This is a genomic window from Mycolicibacterium sp. TUM20985, assembly GCF_030295745.1.
GTDB lineage: Bacteria > Actinomycetota > Actinomycetes > Mycobacteriales > Mycobacteriaceae > Mycobacterium.
Genome location: NZ_AP027291.1, coordinates 4,003,096 through 4,020,964 on the forward strand (window position 1 = coordinate 4,003,096; position 17,869 = coordinate 4,020,964).

The following is a 17,869-nucleotide window of genomic DNA, read 5'->3' on the forward strand; positions in this document are numbered from 1 at the left end:
CTCCGAATTGTCCTGAGCCTGTTCGCCGCAGGCGGTCGACGTTTCGCAAACCGCCGTCAAACCGAGGCAGCGGGCACGGCAGCGGGCATGATCGCGCCGGCGGTCAGCGTGTTCCAGATGAGATCCTCGTCGCCCGAGGCGGCACGGTCACCGAGCAACGCCGACCACTCCCTGGCAGGCAGGTCGGTGTCGCGCCAGGCCCACAATCGCAGCGTGAGTGGGTGCAGCCCGTACTCGGCGGTGATTCCGATGGCTCCGTGCAGCTGGTGAGCGATCCGCGCCGTCTCGTCGGCCGCCGCCGAGCCGGCTATGCGAGCGACCGCGGCAGCCGCCAATCGTTCATCGGCGCTGACACCATCAGTTCGGCGGTACACCGTTGCTGCGCGGTCGAAAGCGGTTCGCGCCAGCAGGACGTGCGTCTTCATCGTCGCCAGATGAGCTGCGACGGCGGGAATCTTGAGCAGGGGTGCACCGAACTGTTCGCGAGTCTGGACGTAGCGCCGAGTCAACTGATACGCACCCTCCAATGCGCCGCACAGTGCCGCCGACCACAGCAGTGCCTGACGGGCACGCACCTGCACGGGATTGACGCGCCCACACAGTGTCAGCGCACCCGGGTCAGACACCGTGACACGGTCGCGTGGCTCGCCTGCGATGTTCTGACCCGACTCGACGACGGCATCGGCGCGCTCGACGACGAGGACATCGCCGTCGTCGTCGATGAAAAGTATCCGAGGAACCACCACGGCATAGGGCACAGCCGACACGACGAGGACACCCGCGTCCGCGGATCGTTGCGACCCGAACGCGACAGTTGCACAATCGGACTCGTAAGCGGTCGACCCGACCTGATTGCACCCGGCCAGCACCGCCTGCGCGACGGACGCTTCGATCAGCGGACTGCTGACGCCGAGTCGCCCGAACTCACACACCAGGGTCAGCAGGTCGTCGAAACTGCCTCCTGAACCGCCAAGTTCCTCATCCACCCCGACGCCGACCAGACCCAGTTCTTGAATCTGGAGCCAACGCTCGGCTTCGGGCAATTCAGCCAGGGACTGCGCGAGGTCGACGAGTTCGTTGGCGTGCTGCGGCACAGCGGTTCCCGCAATGACCGATCCAGGCCGGTTGACCCCGGCGTCTCGGGCGGCTTCCTGGCGCACGATGATGGACAGCAAGACGTCCGCCGCACCGCCGCGGAGACTGAATCCCGGTGACGCGAGCAACGCCTGACCGAACGCCGATTCCGGTCCGCCGGGGCCAAGGACTCGGCGGCCGTACTCCACGACGTCGCGCTCGAATGCGTTTCCGAGGTACTTCAGCGTTGCGGCCCCCTGTACCGGTGCCACTCCGCGATCCAGCTGGGCGGCGACCTCGAAGGCCATCGAGCGTAACGCAGCCAGTCGAGCGACGAACTGTCCCAACTCCTCTTGGCCGTGGCGTTCTCGCACGACATCGCTGTTGGCGAGGATCTCGATGAACAGGGGGTACGTCGACAACACGCGTTCCGGTCCCCCGCGCTCGAACGACAATTGTTCGATGACTTGCCGCCAGCCATTGCCCTCCTCGCCGAGCAGGCGTCCATGCGGCACGAACACGTCGTCGAGGACCAGTTCGTTGAAGTGATGCTCGCCGGCCATGTCCACGATGGGGCTGACGAGGACACCGTCGGAGTTCATGTCCATGATGAATTCACTGAGCCCGTGATGTTTGCGCTCACCAGGCGACGTCCGGGCGAGCACGTAGGCATGGGTTGCGAAGTGCGCGCCGGTGGTCCAGACCTTGTGGCCGCGCAATAGCCATCCTCCGTCGACCGCCGTGGCTACGGTCTTGACCGCGGCGAGGTCGGAACCGGCTTCGGGCTCGCTCATCCCAAGACAGAAGAAGCTCTCGGCGTTGACGATTCCGGGGAGGATCTCACGCCGCAGTTCGGGCGTACCGCATCGCAGTATCGCCGGACCTATCTGGCGATCGGCGATCCAATGAGCTGCGACGGGCGCGCCCGCCCGCAGGAGCTCTTCCGTCACCGCAAGTCGATCGATGTTGGAGAACTCACCGCCGCCGTACTCCTGGGGCCAGGTCATTCCGATCAGTCCCCGCGCTGCGAGTTCCCTGCTGAACTCGACGTCGGGTGAGCGCAGCCACGAATCGCTGCGCGGTTCAAATCGCCCCGCCGCGCGCCACTGACTGGTCACGTCACGGACACTGCTCCGTAGTTCCTGCGCCGAGGCGCGCGCCGAATGGTTCATGGACAACCCCCACGCCTGGTACGAATTACTTGCTGACACGCGCACGCCACCTCGGCGCGCACCGGATGCTACTTTTGAACCTTACCGTCTCATTATAGGTGCGGGCCGCACAGCGGCGCAACCGTCTGTCCGGCCACGACGGCGCGAACGACCGTTCATGCCCTTGGTCGACACCCGGACCCACCGCACGACGTCGGCGCCCACAGCCGTCAGCTTTGAACTGCCACGCGTCAAGTCCGGCGGGCGGCACCGCGAATGCCTCCGTCGCCGGGTCAACGTCGAATGGATTGTCCCCGCCGAGGACGCGTGCACCGGTAAGCGTTGGTGATTGAGTCATCTCAGTCCTTCTTCCCACTGGCCCGGCCTGGTGCCGCTGTGTTCGTCGGCATGTGGCGACATCGGTGTGACGCCGATCATGGCGACACTGGCTCCATAATGTATCACTGAGACGAGTCGTGTCAATAATGTTTCAATAGCCCGGGAACGACGAACGAACCTAGATATGACCGCAGTTCGTCCACGGTATCGAAGAACTCCCGGCGCTCGAGGCAACTGAACTGGATGAACAACAACCACCGCATGATCGACCGATCGTCGATGTCGTCACGGAGCTCGTCACGGTCCCGGCAGTGCTGCAGCACGAGCCCCCAGTATTCGAGCTCGACGGACAGGATGTCGGTTTCCTTGATCAGCAGATCAGCGGTGATCTTGGGGATCTCCTCGATGAGGAGGCGAATGAAGTGGTCGTTCACGGCGGTGGCGTGACCGAGCATCAAGGCGTCGGTGAGCAGATCTGCGGCCGGACCCACGATGGGTCGCTGGGCCAACCGTCGCGCGTGGGTCGATCGGGTTTCAGTGACGACCGCCTGCAACAGCAGTGCGCGTCGACTCGAGAAGTGGCGATAGATGTTTGGTCGTGCAATTCCTGCGTGGTCGGCAATGTCCGACATCCGGGTCTGTCGAACACCTGACATGCGGAAACATTCGATCGCCGAGGCGACGATGCGCTCGCGGCCTGCGAGCGTGCCCGCCGGTGGTGGTTCTGAATCGGCATCGGCGGCAGCGTCTTCGGCGCGGCGAACCGGGACTTCACTTCCGAAGCTGGCCGTTAACTGCTGCTGTAGAGCACCGGGGATGTCGGCGCCGGCGGATAGCAAGGCGACGAGTTCCCGGGCCACTTCTTCGGCCCGGCAGTCCGCGACAGGTGCCCCGGCGGCACGCACCATCTGCATCACCGCTTCGGAGCTGAGTTCACTCTCGGACCGCTCAACCGCTCGCGCGGCGACGTCCTGCGTCAGAAGCCGGAACGAAGCAAGGGTCCTGGCCCGTGGGCCTGCCGGCGACATCCATGATTCGCGCAGTTCCCAACGCCCGCCGGGTCGCTTGATGACGAACGCCACGTCTGCTCCCTTCCGCAGCCCACTCGCACCGCACGATAGTGGTCAATCGCGACACTATCAGTATGGCCCGAGGCCTCACCGAAAGAGTGCCTGCACGTCAGGAGTGCTCGTTGCGGCAGCGACACGGGATACACGGCCAGTCCAGCGACCTAGTGGTGTGTCCTGCGATTAACTGATGGTTAATTGGTTATGATTTTCTCCATGAGACGACCCGTGCCTGCGTTGGAAGTGTCGGATGGCCAACGGGAGGTGCTGGAGTCGTTGGCTCGGTCGCAGTCGGGTGCGCATCGGGAGGTGGTGCGAGCCAAGGCCCTGTTGATGGCCGCTGACGGTATGGCCAACACGGCGATCGCTGCCTCATTGTCGGTGTCGCCGGCATCGGTGAAGAGTTGGCGTGAGCAGTTCGCCGTGCAGGGTTTGGTGAAGTTCGCTCAGGTGCGTAAGGGGCGTGGCCCCAAACCGTCGATCCCGCAATCGAAGATCGAGGAGATCGTCGATCTGACCTTGAACTACCGACCGGCGGGTGAGACCCATTGGAGCTGTCGAACGATGGCGGCAGCGACCGGGGTGTCGAAGTCGACGGTGCAGCTGGTGTGGCACGCGCGCGGGCTCAAGCCGCATCGGGTCGAGACGTTCAAGCTGTCCAACGATCCGCGCTTCGAGGAGAAACTGGTCGATGTCGTCGGGCTGTACATGAACCCGCCGGAGAAGGCGATCGTGTTGTGCGCCGACGAGAAGTCCTCGGTGCAGGCATTGGACCGCACTCAGGCGTCGCTGCCGATGGTCAAGGGGCGCGGTGAGACGATGACCCACGACTACAAGCGTCACGGCACCACAACCTTGTTCGCGGCACTGGACGTGTTGACCGGCAAGGTGATCGGGCAATGCCTGCCGCGGCACCGCCACCAGGAGTGGTTGACGTTCCTCAAGACCATCGACCGCGAGGTGCCCCAGGACCTGGCGGTCCACTTGATCGTGGACAACTACGCCACCCACAAACATCAAGACGTCATCAAGTGGCTGGACAACCATCCTCGGTTCCACCTGCATTTCACCCCGACGTCCTCATCGTGGTTGAACCTGGTGGAACGCTGGTTTCGTGAACTGACCGACAAAGCGTTGCGGCGCGGGGTATTCCATTCCGTCCCTGACCTCGTTGCCTCGATCCAGGAATACCTCGACTCACACAATGACGCCCCCCGACCCTACGTGTGGACAGCGACCGCAGAATCCATCCTCGCCAAGGTCGCCCGCGGGCGCATCGCCCTCGAAAAGGTCAGCTAAATCCAGGACACACCACTAGAAAGATTGTTAGACCATCCGGCGCCGTGGCCACCAGCCTCGCCCAACCGTGCGGGGACGAGGCTGCGCAAGCCCACTTGGCACCGGCCCCAGTCGGTGAACGAATGATTCGTCAGATGCCAAAATATTGCTTTGCGCGCGGCATTTACGCACTTCTTATTGTGAGAACGATCGTTTATAGTCTTCGAGTGGAGGTGGCGCGTGATCCCCCTCGGCGCGCGGGTACGTGGGCTACGAATTGCCAAGCATGAACGACGAGAAGGACAACCCCGATGAACTTCGAACTGAGCGAAGATCAGCGAGTACTGCAGAAGCGGGCTGAAGAGCTCGGCGATTCCTTCCGTGACGAGGTGCGCGCCTGGGATGAGTCCGACGAGGCTCCGTACAACCAGATCTTCGAACGGGTGCGTGAGGCCGATCTGCTTGGTGTCGCCATGCCACGGGAGTACGGCGGGCACGGCGGCGGCGCGATGGAGTACCTGATCGTCGTGGAGGCGTTGTTCCGCCACGCCCAGTCCTGGCTTCCCCCCGAGCCGGTCTTCTGCACCAGTGGTCCGGGGCCCTCGATGTTCCTGCTCGGGAACGACACGGTCAAGGAGAAGTACCTGCACGACATCGTGGCGGGACGACGCGGCTGCAACATCGCGCTCACCGAACCCGACGCGGGCTCTGCGCTGACCCACTTGACCACGACGGCGGTCCGAGACGGAGAGCACCTCATCCTCAACGGCGCCAAGAGTTACGTCACAGGTTCGAACGTCAACGACCTCAACGCGACGTTCGTGCGCTTCGACGCCATCCCGGGTGCCAAGGGGATCGGTGCGGTCGTGGTCGACCGGTCACTGCCGGGGGTCACGATCGAACGCGGCCCGACGTTCATCGGCGATCGCGGAATCGCGCACGGCAACATGATCTTGCAGGACGTCCGTGTTCCGGCCGAAGACATCATCGTCGGCCCCGGCCAGTTCAAGCAGTTGATGACGGCCTTCAATCTCGAACGCCTGCACAACTGCGGGTTTTGGTTGGGTCTCTCGCAGGCAGCCTTCGACGAAGCAGCGGCATACACGCAGAAACGCGAGGCGTTCGGCAAGCCAATTCTCGACTTCCAGGCCGTGTACCACTCGCTGGCCGACATGTGGGTACAGATCGAGGCACTGCGCCTACTGTCCTACCGCGCCGCATCCTGCGCGATCGACGGTCGGTTCCCCCCGCTGGCCGAGGTCACACAGGCAAAACTATTCGGCGCCACCACGGGACCCCAGATCACGCTCAAAGCGCTGGAACTGCATGGCGGTTACGGCGTCACCACCGACTATCCCATCCAGCGCATCCACCGGGACTGTGTCACGAACGTCGTGGCCGGCGGCGCCCCGGCGGTTCTTCGCAACGGCATCGCCGCGGGGCTCTTCCCCGGACATCGTTTTCCGCAGACCTGAGACCGTCCCACCACATCTGAAAGAGATCAATGAGACTCACCGACGAGCAGCTCGCCTTCCGCACCGCAGTCCGCGACTTCGGCAGTCGCGAATGCGGTACCCGCGAGCAGCGACATTCGTGGATCGATCCGGACGAAGAGGACCACTCCAGCGCCCTGTATTCCAAGTTGGCTCAACTGGGTTGGCTGGGTGTGGCGATTCCCGAGGAGTACGGCGGTTCGGACGGCACCTACGTCGAGCAGACCTTGCTGTTCGAGGAGCTCAATCGCGCCATGGTCCCGGTGAAGGCCATCGGCGCCACCACCACCGTGGCGGGCTGCTACAAGCGCTTCGGATCGGAGGCTCAGAAGAAGGACGCGCTGGCTGCGGTGGCCGCCGGTGAGGTGATGGCGATCTCCATCTCCGAACCCGGTGCGGGATCGGATGTCTCGGCAATCTCCTGCGCAGCCAAGAAGGTCAGTGGTGGGTATGTCTTGAACGGCCAGAAGACCTGGTGCTCGTTCGCCCACATCGCCGAACGCATCCTGCTCGTCGCGCGCACCAGTCACGATGAGAAGCCGCATCAAGGCTTGACCATCTTCGAGGTGCCCGGCGACGCGGCGGGCCTCGAGACCCGCCGCATCTCCACGATGGGCGGCCGCGAGGTCAACGACGTCTTCTACACCGACTGTTATGTGCCGGAGGAGAACGTCGTCGGCGCCGTCGGACGCGGCTTCCCTCAGATCATGGCGGGACTGGACGGGGAACGGCTACTCGCCGCAGCCGTGGGTCTGGGAGTCGCTCAGCGGGCACTCGACGACCTGCTCGCCTACGTCAAGCAACGCAAGCAGTTCGGTCATGCCATCGGGTCGTTTCAAGCTCTACGCCACCGAATCGCCGACCTGGCAACCGAACTCGAGTGCGCCCGCCTGATCACCTACGAAGTCGCCGAGCGCCTGCAGGATCCGGCCGGCGATCGCGTCGAGACAACCCGGATGACGTCGATGGCGAAGATCAAGACGACCGAGACCGCCAAGGCCGTGGCGCTCGAGGGCATGCAAATGATGGGCGGCTACGGCTACGCAACCGAGTACGACATGGAGAGCCACGTCCGCTACGCCCTGCTGCTTCCCATCTATGCCGGAGCGAACGAGGTCATGCGCGACATCATCAGCGGATCACTCGGGCTGCGGTGAACTGCCCGGCACGAGGTCCCCGGAGCCGACGGCGGCCAGCAGAGCGTCGGTGAACGGTCCGGCATTCTCGAACATCGGAAAGTGTCCGCTGTCGGGAATCCTCACCTGGCTCGCGACGGGTACGTGGTCCATCAACCACGACGCCGCGCGGGTGGAGAGGATGGGATCTGACTCACCGAGGATCTGCACCAGCGGCACCCCCAGTTCGACAGCGTCGTCGACCTGGTTGGTGTTCAGCACCGTCGCCAAACAGCCACGACCGGCCCAAGAGGGCACCCGCATCGTCAGGCCGAGAAGCCACCGAATGGTGGCCTCCGAGGTACCCTTTCGCATCGTCGAGCGGATCTGCTGTTCGCGTGACGCAACGCGATCCGTCAGCTCTACTGCCAGGACGGCGTCTTGGACGTCGGCGGCGGCGGCCCCGAAGGGCAACCCGGGCTGGCGGGATGCGGCGACCCCGTTCGAGCAGACCAACACCAGTCTTGCGAACAGGTCGGGCCTGGCGATGGCCGAGCGGAAGGCGGTCAACCCACCCAGTGACCACCCCACCAGGGTGACGTGCTCCAGCTCAAGGCCCTCGATGACGCCGATGACGTCGGACGCCAGCCGCTGCACGTCGTATCCGTCGAACGGTTTCGACGAAAGGCCATGTCCCCGAAGGTCGATGGCGATGGCCCGACGTCCGCTCGTCACAAACTCGTAAACCTGGCGATCCCACACCTCGTGCCCCAGCGCCCAGCCGTGCAGAAGAACGACGGGGTCACCCGAACCCAGATCCTGGGCATGAATCGAAACCCCGGGCTCGACCTCGATCAGGTGCTCGGTCATGACGTCGTGGCGTTGGTGCGCATGGCACGGTCGGTGACGGTGCGCGGCGGATACACGGGTGCGCGCTTCTCCCGAAACGCCTGGAGTGCTTCGCCGAAGTCGGGTCGCTCCTGCAATCTGGGCTGCAACTCCGCTTCGAACAACAGCTGGTCCGTCAGCTCGGCCTCGGCCCCACGACGCAATGCGTGTTTGATGGCGCCGACACTCGAACTCGTCGACGCCAGCTCCTGTGCCAGGGCCAGGGCGTCGTCCAGGTGGCGGCCGGGCTCCGATAGCCGTGTCACCAGGCCCCACGACAGGGCGTCGCCGACCGGGAGATTGGCTCCGAGCAGCGCGAGCTCGGCAGCCCGAGCAGTGCCCACCAAGCGGGGTAGTAACCATGTCAGTCCTGCATCAGGCGATAAACCGAGCTTGACGAAGGACAGCTGAAAGTAGGCGGTCGGCGACGCTACTCGGAAGTCGCACGCCAAGGCGAGTGAGACGCCCGCCCCGGCGACTACGCCGTCCAGTGCTGCGATGATCGGCAGGTCGGATGTCAGCATCGCGGTGATCAGAGGGTTGTAGTGGTCCTTGAGCAAGGCCTCGGCGCCGATGCGATCTACTTTGATGTCGGCGCCCGCGCTGAACGCGCCGCCATTGCCGGTGAGCACCACTGCCCGAACGGCGGGATCCTGCTCCGCCCGCAGCAACGCGTGGTGTACTGCATCGATCAATTGACCCGTCAGGGCATTTCGCCGTTCCGGCCTGTTCAACCGCAGGACCGCAACACCACCTACGGACTCCTCGACTAGCTCAGGAGCTTCGACCGGGGTACTCACTGCGCCGCCCCCTTGCCGGGGTGCTGCCCTGTAGGCGAAGTCCAAAGCGTCACGAGCCACTCTCCGATCGTTCGCATTGTCCGGTCTCGTCTTTGGTCAATCTACCAGGGGTTCGCCAATTTGAAAACGATCGTTATCGTCTAGATGAGGCGGGCTAGCCGGCCTGCCATGCATTTCGCATCCTGACAAGCTATGCGAGACGAACTCCTTGGCTTCGTTCGATCGCGTTAACGCGAACAGTCGTTTACGTGCCAGGTAAAACAGGTCCGGACCCGACGGCTGTCCATCCGCCAAACTCGGCCGTGACAACCCGCGTGGAAGTCGCCGCCACGGGACGAATGCGCCCGCGCACCAACGCTCTTCGTCAAGCCTTAGGAGCCCTCGCACCGTCGTTACGGCGGGGCTTGAGGCCGTCCTTGTATTGCTGCGGTTTCTCCGGCAGCAGGCCATAGAGAAGCAGGTCGCACGCGGTGTCGATGAGTTCGTCCCGAGTGGGGCGCTCCAGTCCTTCGGGGAGGAACATGGGCTCCAATGCCGTCAGCGAGGTCATCATCCCGGCGATCATTCTGAGCCAGAGCTTGGAGCGTTCCAGTGGGAACCCGCCCCCGTCCTGCCAGCGTTCTACGGACAGCCGTGCAGTGGGTCGTACATCTCGCTCATGAGTTTGGTGGCGTCGCGCATCGCCGGTTCGGCGTCGGGGTCCCCGCTGGCGACGATGAGCGCGAGCAGGCTATTGCGATGTTGGTCGAAGTGGTCGAACATCGCCAGAATCCGTAGCGCGATGATGTTCTTCTGAATCTGCGACGTCCCGCCCATCACACTCTGTGCACGGCTGTACATGTAGGCGGCGAACAACTCCGGGTCCCCCGTGCCGACGGTGGCGAGCACCGCATGCCCCACCGACTGTTCCACCCACGTCATCAGCAGCTTGTCCAATGAGCCCTGGGGCCCGTGCGTCAGGCCGTCGAGCTGCTCGAACAACCGTCGTCGCACGTGTAGGCGCAGCATCTCGGTCTGCACCCAGGTCCAGGACAGTTCGTCCGGCGCCGAGCCATCGACGCGAGTGGCCATCTGCCGCACCAGTTTTCCATATCGCGCAGAGAACCCCAGGGTCGACGGCTCGCGTTCGTGGCTGACCACGGTCATCGCGAGCTTCCACCCGCCCCCCGGCGCGCCGACCATGTTGTCGGCCGACACCCGCGCGCCGTCGAACTCGACCTGGCCGAACTCCTTGGTCACCCCGCTGATCATCTTCAGCGGGCGCTGTTCGATACCGGGCTGATGCATCGGCACGATGAACGCCGAGATGCCCTCGTGCTTCGGCACGTCCCGGTCGGTGCGCGCCAGCAGCAGACACCACTCGGCGACGTCGGAGTAACTCGTCCAGATCTTGTGGCCGTGGATCACGTAGTCGTCACCGTCGCGGGTCGCCTGATGAGGCGGTCGGAGCGGGTTGCGGGACGAAAAGAGGCGCCGAAACCGCTCGATAATCTCAGCGTTCCCGGTGATGCGGAGTGCGCCGTTGGCTTGCACTTCGTCGAGGCATGGTGGTGCGCAGTCACGGGAGCAGGGTGCGTTGATCGGTATGCAGTATGGCGACTAATTTCGGACGCTGATGAGCGCCGCCACGCCATCAAGATCGCCGACCACATCGCGATCAGAGGAACGTCTTGCTGAGCGTCCTCGCGGCGTCGATGACCGCGGGATGGCCGACGTGCAGTCGCTCGGTGTTGACGAGGCGATGACTGGCGGGTTCGCTTGTTGTGCACCAGAGACCGAACACGGTCCAGTGCGGGCGGTGAAAGGACCACCACCGCACCCCGTCCCAGCGGCGGTCGCCGAGGTCGTTCTGCTCGGTGAAGATCTCCAGTGCCCACCCTTGGGTAACCGCGCGGTTGCGGGCGATCACTTGGGTCGGCCGCAGCCCGCGGGCCAGCAATGCGCGAGGGTCGTCGAGATCGAGCAGCCGCACATCGTCGGGCACTTCGAACACACCCAGGGTGCGCGGTGCGTTCGGCAGCGCCGGGAACTCGAACATGTCATCGCCCCACACGGTGATGTCACCGAATACCTCCCCGACCGCGGCCTCCGGGCTTGCCGCGAAGTACCAGGTGTCGTAGTGCCGCGGGTTGTCGAGCCGACCCTTGCCTTGTGGTCGGTGCAGATACTCCGGATGGCCCGCAGTGCCCGCGACCGCGGACGTGTCGAAAGGAAAGACCCGGTAGGCCAACACGATCAGGCGTAGGCGCCCGCGGCGACGGCATCGAGCGCGTCGATCACCTCGGCGGAGCCACGGACCTTGAGGACGTCGAGCGGACGCGCGCCGTCGAGATAGGCGTTGGCGCTTGTCAGCCAGTCGGTTGCCACTCGCGCGGACCACAACATCAGCGCGCGGGTCATCACGTGATCGAGGTCGACTAGGCCGCGGGCCGCGTCTGGGCCCGGCTGCTCAGCCCCGCTGCGCCACCGGGTCGGCTGGCTGCGCGACACCCCCAGCATCCGGGCCAGCTCCGCGCCACCAACGATGCCGGCAAGGAACTCGGTCCGTTCCTTGGCCAGCGGGGTGGCGGATGGTCGCTGCGCGGGCGTCCTCGCACGACGGCGCCCCGATGTCTTGCCGGCCGTGACGGAGGCCTTCGTCACCGCGACCGGCGCCGGACTGGACTTTGCCGTTGAGTGAGCCATAACACCATCGTACCCAACAAACTCGTTGGGCGGCGGCGTCGAACAAATCGGCCCGGCCTCCGGAATTATTCGATGAGCCGCGGCCTCCCAACCATGCTCCCTGAGACGTTTTCGTTATCGGGACCCTCGTCAGGCTTACGGTCGTCACCCGATGGTCGGATCATTGGCTCGACGAGCGCTGATCGAGATCGTTTGAGTTGCCGTGCTGCGCGGCGAAGCCTGGTCGGACCGCGGCGCGCTGCGCTCCGCCGTGGGTTAGCGCATGCTGCTCGAGCCTGCTTCGTCGAGGTGGGCAAGAATCGGGCCATGCGTGAGCCGTGGAATGTCAACATCCACTACGACGCCCAACTCGACGCTTCGGTGTCGGTGGATGCCAGCTCGGTACTCGATGTGGATTGTGGTGATGGGTTCTTGGCCGCACGACTGTCGCGAGGCATTCCGCGTGTCGTCGCCCTCGACATCGACGAGCCGGTTCTCGAGCGGCCAAGATGCGCTTCGCCGACACACGGGTGATCTGGATGCACGGCGATCTGCTGCGGGTTCCACTCGGCAGCTTCGACGCGGTGGTCTCCAATGCACCTTGCATCACCTTCCCGACACCCGCGCCGGACTGCGCCATCTGTGCCGCCGTGTACGCCCAGGCGGGACGCTGGCGATCGTCGCGTTCGCCCGCCCCGGGTGGCGCGACCTCCCATGGGCCCTGGCCGCATTCGTGGCACGTGGCGTCGCGATCGGCGTTCGTGGCAAATGGGAGCACACCGCGCCGACTGTGTGGCCGCCGGCCGTCACCGTTCACGAATTGCGGCAACATGTCCGCGCCGAGTTGCCCGACGCTGACGTGAGGCGTTTGCTGTTGGGGTGGACATTCATCTCATGGCGTGCGCCGACCCCGTAGGCAGAACCCATAGACACCAGCCGAGAGCAAAGCCGCGGCCTCATCGGTCAGAGGACCGGCAATCGGTGCCAGTCCGTCGCAGGGGGTATCCGGCATACGGTAATTTCTCCGTTGGCCAAACGGCCGCGCGCTCCGGCTGCGGGCTACCGCCCGAGTCGGGCCCGCCACAGCATGGCGAAGACGCCTGCGGCGCCGAAGCGCACGACGGCGTTGGCGATGAGCGCTGGACTGGCTGGGGTGTAGGTGAGGTACACGAGTTCCAGCACACCCGTCGTGAGATGAAAAGCGATGAACACCATCACGATCAGGCGCACGGCCGCCCGGTCGGTGAGGCGGACCGCGCCGAAGGACAACAAGGCGATCGCCAGTTCCGTGGCTGCCAGCAGGTAGCAGAGCAAGAAGCCTGCACGGTCGAGGGGAATGTTCACCGTGGATAAAATGGCGCCGGGAGCGACGGCGAGAACCACCGCCGCGGCCAACGTCGCCACACCGTGGATGATGAAGACCGTGCGCAGCGATGCACTGACACGCCATTGGGAATGGACCCGGGGGTCAGTGCTTCTCGGCATGGTCTCGTTGATCCTCTCGGCGCGGCGGGGGGCTATCGCGGTACGGCGGGTTCATGGACGCGTAGGCGGCTCGGCATGCGAAGGTTCCGGCGAACAGGGCGAGCAGGCCCCACCGCGCGAAGCGTTCCAGAAGTGTTGCAAGCAAGTGGGTTTCGGGTAGCGCTCTCGTCGTACCCACAAAACCAACCAAGGTCGCGAGCAACGATGCGAAAGTCGACCACGTTACCAACGGCGAAGCGCGCCAGGCAATCGCGAGTGAAAATGCCACGACGGTCATCAACGCGCCGAGAAAGGTGAGGATCGCGCACTCCCCGACGCCGAGCCCCTGATAGTGCGCACGTGTGAACTGCGTCTAGGCGAACCACCACGGTCGACGCTACGAGCACCGTAAACCCGTCGGTTTTCGTCACGGTTGACCATCCATCGGCTCACCGGCGCAGCTACCCTCGACATCAGAACTCGATGGACGCCAGCGGGGCACCCACGCGCGCACAACGTGCCGGTATGCCTCATACTCGCTGCCGAATTGCTGGATGAGGGTGGGCTCCTCGTACCAGTGCACGAATGACGCCGTCACGAGCCATCCGAGTGCGGCGTAGAGCAGCAGTCCAAGACTACTGAACAGTACTGCCTGACCGACGATCGCGAGTAGGAGCCCGAGGTACATCGGATTGCGGACGAACCGATTGAACCCGTTGACCACGAGATGCTCGGTCGGCGCCACCGGTGCGGGCGTGCCGCCCGCCCTCGCGAACTGCACGAATGCATGCACCGCCGGGACAAGCCCCACGACGATGAGCAGCACGCCCACCACCTGAGCTACCCGCCACGCGACGCTGCTGCCCGATATCTCCCAGCGGGTGATGAACCATGGCAAGAGACCCACGACCGTGCCCGGCGCCACCACGAAGAACACCGCTGTGCCGGCCGCGGCCGTCGATCTGCGCATCGCCTACTGTCCTTCGCCCAGGTCGTCGGGCTGACGTGAGGCAGGCACGGCGACGGCGCGAAGGAAGGCGGTGGTGAACACCGCGCAGGCCTGCTCCAACTCCGCGGCATCTTCAGCTCCGCGGGGAATCACGGACCGCACGAGGATGTGTGCCAACAGGGGGCCAATCAGCTGCTGGAGCAGCAGTGGTACGGAAATGTCGCGGATGCGGCCCGCCCTTACGTGTCCCTCAAGCCATCCGCCAACACTGACCAGTGCACGCGGAAAGTATCGAACGAAGATCCGTGCCGTCGGCCCGCTCGGGTTGCCAAGCAAGTCGGCCAGCATCGCGGTGGCCACACGCGGCTCATCAGTCAGACTCGCAGCGATCGTCCGATAGAAGTCGGCCACGGTCTGCTCCAGATCTGCGGCCGGATCTGTGCACAGGCTCACCAGATCAATTAGTGGGCTGTACTGCTCATAGATCGCGGCGAACAGCCCATCGCGGGTGCCGAAGATCGCATACAGGCTGGGCACCGAGCAGCCCGCAGCCTCGGCGACTGCCTCGAGCGTGACCGTGGCCGGGCCGCGTCCACTCACCAGCCGGGCCCCGGCTTCAACGGCCCGTACCCGCACCGGCCGACCCCCCGGATCGATGCCGGCCGCGCGAACCGCTTCGTCCAACGCCCGTCGCGATCCACCCAGCCGCCGCAACAACGTGCTGCGAGAAACTCCAGCGGCCTGCGCAATGGTGTTCAGCGGGACGTCCGCCACACCCCTGCCGCACTGTTCTGCGGCGCGTATCGCTGCTGCCACGAGCTCCGGCGGCGCACCTAATTCATCAAGAGATGACATGCCACTAAGGTTAGCATATAGTTCGGTTCAGCGACGTCGACATCACCGGCGAGAACGGACGGTGCCATGGCCACCTCGGCTCCGCAAACGCGCAACCCACGCGACCTCCATCGAGCACGGCGGACCGTTTACCTTGCCGCTGGTGTCGCCGCCGTCATCGTTGCGACGGGTTACCCATTCCTCGGGGTGATCGCGATCGCGATCTGCGCCCTGTTTGCGGTCAGCTTCCTGCCATGGCGACTAACCACCTACGGCCGCCCCGCCGATCCGCCGCCCCTAATCGTGCCCTACCTAGTCGCTGTAATCCTCTTCATGATTCATGTCGGCGAGGAGTACCTCACCGACATATGGGATGCCTTCTCCAGGCTCGGCCAACCGATGTCGGAGCGCACGTTCTTCCTCGTCGCAGCCACCATCGCGCCGATCTTCTGGCTACTCGGCCTGATCCTGCTTTACCGACGAACGGAAATCGGCAATTGGATCACGTGGGTATTCGTCGTGGCCATGGCTGTCGTCGAGGCGTCCCACTTCATGTTCCCGTACCTGGACACCGGCCACTTCGGCTACTTTCCCGGCCTGTACACGTGTTTGCTACCGGTGGCCGCCGGCTGGCACCTCGGACTCCGGCTCTACCGCGCCAACGAACCACCGCGCGCAGCACGCGCCAAGCCCGCCTTCCTGTGGCTGCTCAAACACACCCTCAACCGAGCGACGAGCCGGGCGGCGCGCACCGGCCGTAGCCCGTTCTCCCTTGTCCGCCACGTCGGCCGCAAGACCGGCACGGCCTATGAAACCCCGCTCATCGTGGCCCGCGTCCCCGACGGCTTCGTCGCTGAACTCACCTACGGGCCCGATGTCTCCTGGTATCGCAACGTCGTCGCGGCCGGAGGCTGCGAGATCGTCGTGAAGGGCACTGACTATCACATCGCGGGCATCGAGCCCTACCCCGCCGAGGCCGGTATCCGCGCCTTCGGATACCCAGCGGCGTTCATCTTGAAAGTGTTTCGCCGCACCGAGTTCCGGCTCCTGAAAACAGCGACGCGGCCGGCGGAACCGGAGACACCATGAACACCGTTTCTCTCCTGGCCACAGCCTGCTACGTGATCGCGCGCTGTCCTGCTCGCCGCTCGAGCACCCCGTCGGCCTCCATGTCGCGGCCAGCTTCGTCCCATGAATCGCTTCTCAGACTCCAGTGATCGCCGCGGCCATCCGCTAAATCGGTCGCCTCGGCGGCCGTGTCTAGGGTGACGAAGCCAGAGGCCATCACTGCCACTGGGTGCGGGCTACCGCTTCGAACGAGGCGAGCTAAGTCGGCCCTGTAAGGCTTGAGGTGACGTCACGCGCTGCACCGAGTTATTGTCAAGACCTGTGGATGGGGTTGTTTCAGGCGACCTCCGTTTCGGTTGATTCGGCACCGGGTTCGGTCGGTGTGATGTCGATGGGGCGTTCCAGGAGCTTGCCTTTGTGGAACACCGCACCGGCACGGAACAGGGCGACCAGATGCGGTGCGTTCACTGCGCGCCACCGGGCCTGTGCCGCGTCGATCAGTTTGTAGGCCATCGCAATTCCGGCGGCACGGGAACCCGGACCTTTGGTGACCTTGGTCCGCAACCGCACCGTCGCGAACGTCGATTCGATCGGGTTGGTGGTGCGTAGATGAATCCAATGCTCGGCGGGATACCTATAGAACTCCAACAGCACGTCGGCATCGTCGACGATCTTCGCGACAGCCTTGGGGTACTTGGCGCCGTAGTCGACCTCAAAGGCCTTGATCGCCAACTGCGCATGGTCGATGTCCTCGGCGTTGTAGATCTCCTTGATCGCCGACAACGCAGCTGGATGCGCTGACTTCGGCAGCGCAGCAAGCACATTGCCCTGCTTGTGAAACCAGCACCGCTGCTCGCGGGTGGCTGGGAACACCTCCCGGACCGCCTTCCAGAAGCCCAGTGCACCGTCACCGACGGCCAGCACCGGGGCGGTCATCCCGCGGCGACGACACGACCGCAGCAGGTCAGCCCACGACTCGGTGGACTCCCGGTACCCGTCAGCCAGCGCGACGAGCTCCTTGCGGCCATCGGCGCGCACCCCGATCATCACCAGCAAGCAGAGCTTCTCCTGCTCGAGGCGGACCTTGAGGTGGATGCCATCAACCCACACGTAGACGTAATCGGTGCCCGAGAGATTCCGCTCCCCGAAGGCCTTCGCCTCGTCCTGCCATTGGGCGGTCAGCCGGGTGATCGTCGTCGCGGAGAGCCCCGCACTCGACCCCAGGAACTGCTCCAACGCTGGACCGAAGTCACTGGTCGACAACCCGTGCAGGTACAGCAGCGGCAACACCTCGCTCATCTGCGAAGACTTGCGCGCCCAGGCCGGCAGGATCGCCGAGGAGAACCGTTGCCGCTCACCGGTATCGGCGTCGATGCGCTTGTCGTTGACCCGCGGCGCCTTGACCTCGACCGCACCCGCAGCGGTCAGCACGTCCCGTTCGTGGTGATACCCATTTCGCACCACCAGTCGCCTGCCGTCGGCGTCGAGCTGGTCGGCGAACTGCTCCACATACGCGGCGACTTCGGCCTGCAACGCCGCGGCCAACATCTTCCGGGCCCCGTCGCGGACGATCTCATCGAGCAACGACCGCTGGCGGCCGGCCTCGTTGCCGTTGGCCTCCTCGCCATCCTGAACTACGGTGAGCATGGGCGTACCTTCCCAACCAGCGCGCCAACGCCGGTCTT

15 protein-coding genes and 2 pseudogenes are annotated in these 17,869 nt (G+C 64.7%); 5 read left to right on the forward strand and 12 right to left on the reverse strand.

The window, feature by feature from the left end:
• Positions 1-56 precede the first annotated feature (56 nt).
• Positions 57-2,192, reverse strand: coding sequence for an acyl-CoA dehydrogenase family protein (locus QUE68_RS29515; protein WP_353507012.1), 2,136 nt, complete (start codon positions 2,190-2,192; stop codon positions 57-59).
• Between the two features lie 512 nt (positions 2,193-2,704).
• A complete protein-coding gene (locus tag QUE68_RS19630; RefSeq protein ID WP_284235577.1) occupies positions 2,705-3,646 on the reverse strand; it encodes a TetR/AcrR family transcriptional regulator in 942 nt (313 codons plus the stop codon).
• Between the two features lie 201 nt (positions 3,647-3,847).
• Here QUE68_RS19630 and QUE68_RS19635 point away from each other — a divergent pair, with 201 nt between their 5' ends.
• From QUE68_RS19635 to QUE68_RS19645, 3 genes are all read left to right on the forward strand, one after another.
• Complete coding sequence (locus tag QUE68_RS19635; protein ID WP_284235576.1) at positions 3,848-4,930, forward strand: IS630 family transposase; 1,083 nt, start codon at positions 3,848-3,850, stop codon at positions 4,928-4,930.
• A 290-nt stretch (positions 4,931-5,220) separates the two neighbouring features.
• A complete protein-coding gene (locus QUE68_RS19640; protein ID WP_284235575.1) occupies positions 5,221-6,384 on the forward strand; it encodes an acyl-CoA dehydrogenase family protein in 1,164 nt (387 codons plus the stop codon).
• A 29-nt stretch (positions 6,385-6,413) separates the two neighbouring features.
• Positions 6,414-7,559, forward strand: a complete 1,146-nt coding sequence (locus tag QUE68_RS19645) for an acyl-CoA dehydrogenase family protein (RefSeq protein WP_284235574.1) — start codon at positions 6,414-6,416, stop codon at positions 7,557-7,559.
• On the opposite strand, the gene QUE68_RS19650 is transcribed toward QUE68_RS19645, so the two are convergent.
• From QUE68_RS19650 to QUE68_RS19675, 6 genes and pseudogenes are all read right to left on the reverse strand, one after another.
• Positions 7,542-8,387, reverse strand: a complete 846-nt coding sequence (locus QUE68_RS19650) for an alpha/beta fold hydrolase (RefSeq protein WP_284235573.1) — start codon at positions 8,385-8,387, stop codon at positions 7,542-7,544. The genes QUE68_RS19645 and QUE68_RS19650 overlap by 18 nt on opposite strands.
• Positions 8,384-9,205, reverse strand: coding sequence for an enoyl-CoA hydratase/isomerase family protein (locus QUE68_RS19655; protein WP_284235572.1), 822 nt, complete (start codon positions 9,203-9,205; stop codon positions 8,384-8,386). The genes QUE68_RS19650 and QUE68_RS19655 overlap by 4 nt, the downstream gene beginning before the upstream one ends.
• 364 nt (positions 9,206-9,569) lie before the next feature.
• Positions 9,570-9,758, reverse strand: coding sequence for a hypothetical protein (locus QUE68_RS19660; protein ID WP_284235571.1), 189 nt, complete (start codon positions 9,756-9,758; stop codon positions 9,570-9,572).
• A 206-nt stretch (positions 9,759-9,964) separates the two neighbouring features.
• Positions 9,965-10,636: pseudogene (locus QUE68_RS19665) on the reverse strand (acyl-CoA dehydrogenase family protein); the annotation flags it as partial.
• Between the two features lie 226 nt (positions 10,637-10,862).
• A complete protein-coding gene (locus QUE68_RS19670; protein ID WP_284235570.1) occupies positions 10,863-11,438 on the reverse strand; it encodes an RES domain-containing protein in 576 nt (191 codons plus the stop codon).
• A gap of 2 nt (positions 11,439-11,440) precedes the next feature.
• Positions 11,441-11,890, reverse strand: coding sequence for an antitoxin Xre/MbcA/ParS toxin-binding domain-containing protein (locus QUE68_RS19675; protein ID WP_284235569.1), 450 nt, complete (start codon positions 11,888-11,890; stop codon positions 11,441-11,443).
• 306 nt (positions 11,891-12,196) lie between these two features.
• On the opposite strand from QUE68_RS19675, the pseudogene QUE68_RS29520 reads away from it, so the two are divergent.
• Positions 12,197-12,785, forward strand: a pseudogene (locus QUE68_RS29520) (class I SAM-dependent methyltransferase).
• A gap of 143 nt (positions 12,786-12,928) precedes the next feature.
• On the opposite strand, the gene QUE68_RS19680 reads toward QUE68_RS29520, so the two are convergent.
• The 3 genes from QUE68_RS19680 to QUE68_RS19690 all read right to left on the reverse strand — a co-directional run bounded on the left by QUE68_RS19680 (position 12,929) and on the right by QUE68_RS19690 (position 15,137).
• Positions 12,929-13,354, reverse strand: coding sequence for a hypothetical protein (locus QUE68_RS19680; protein WP_284235567.1), 426 nt, complete (start codon positions 13,352-13,354; stop codon positions 12,929-12,931).
• Positions 13,355-13,760: 406 nt separating this feature from the next.
• Positions 13,761-14,303 carry a methyltransferase family protein gene (locus QUE68_RS19685; protein ID WP_284235566.1) on the reverse strand — a complete coding sequence of 181 codons (543 nt, stop codon included), beginning with the start codon at positions 14,301-14,303 and terminating at the stop codon, positions 13,761-13,763.
• A 3-nt stretch (positions 14,304-14,306) separates the two neighbouring features.
• Positions 14,307-15,137 carry a TetR/AcrR family transcriptional regulator gene (locus QUE68_RS19690; protein ID WP_284235565.1) on the reverse strand — a complete coding sequence of 277 codons (831 nt, stop codon included), beginning with the start codon at positions 15,135-15,137 and terminating at the stop codon, positions 14,307-14,309.
• A 66-nt stretch (positions 15,138-15,203) separates the two neighbouring features.
• Here QUE68_RS19690 and QUE68_RS19695 point away from each other — a divergent pair, with 66 nt between their 5' ends.
• Entirely contained in the window at positions 15,204-16,205 is a 1,002-nt protein-coding gene (locus tag QUE68_RS19695; protein WP_284235564.1) for a PNPOx family protein, read from the forward strand.
• A gap of 315 nt (positions 16,206-16,520) precedes the next feature.
• Here QUE68_RS19695 and QUE68_RS19700 read toward each other — a convergent pair whose 3' ends face one another.
• Entirely contained in the window at positions 16,521-17,831 is a 1,311-nt protein-coding gene (locus QUE68_RS19700; RefSeq protein ID WP_284235563.1) for an IS256 family transposase, read from the reverse strand.
• Positions 17,832-17,869 lie beyond the last annotated feature (38 nt).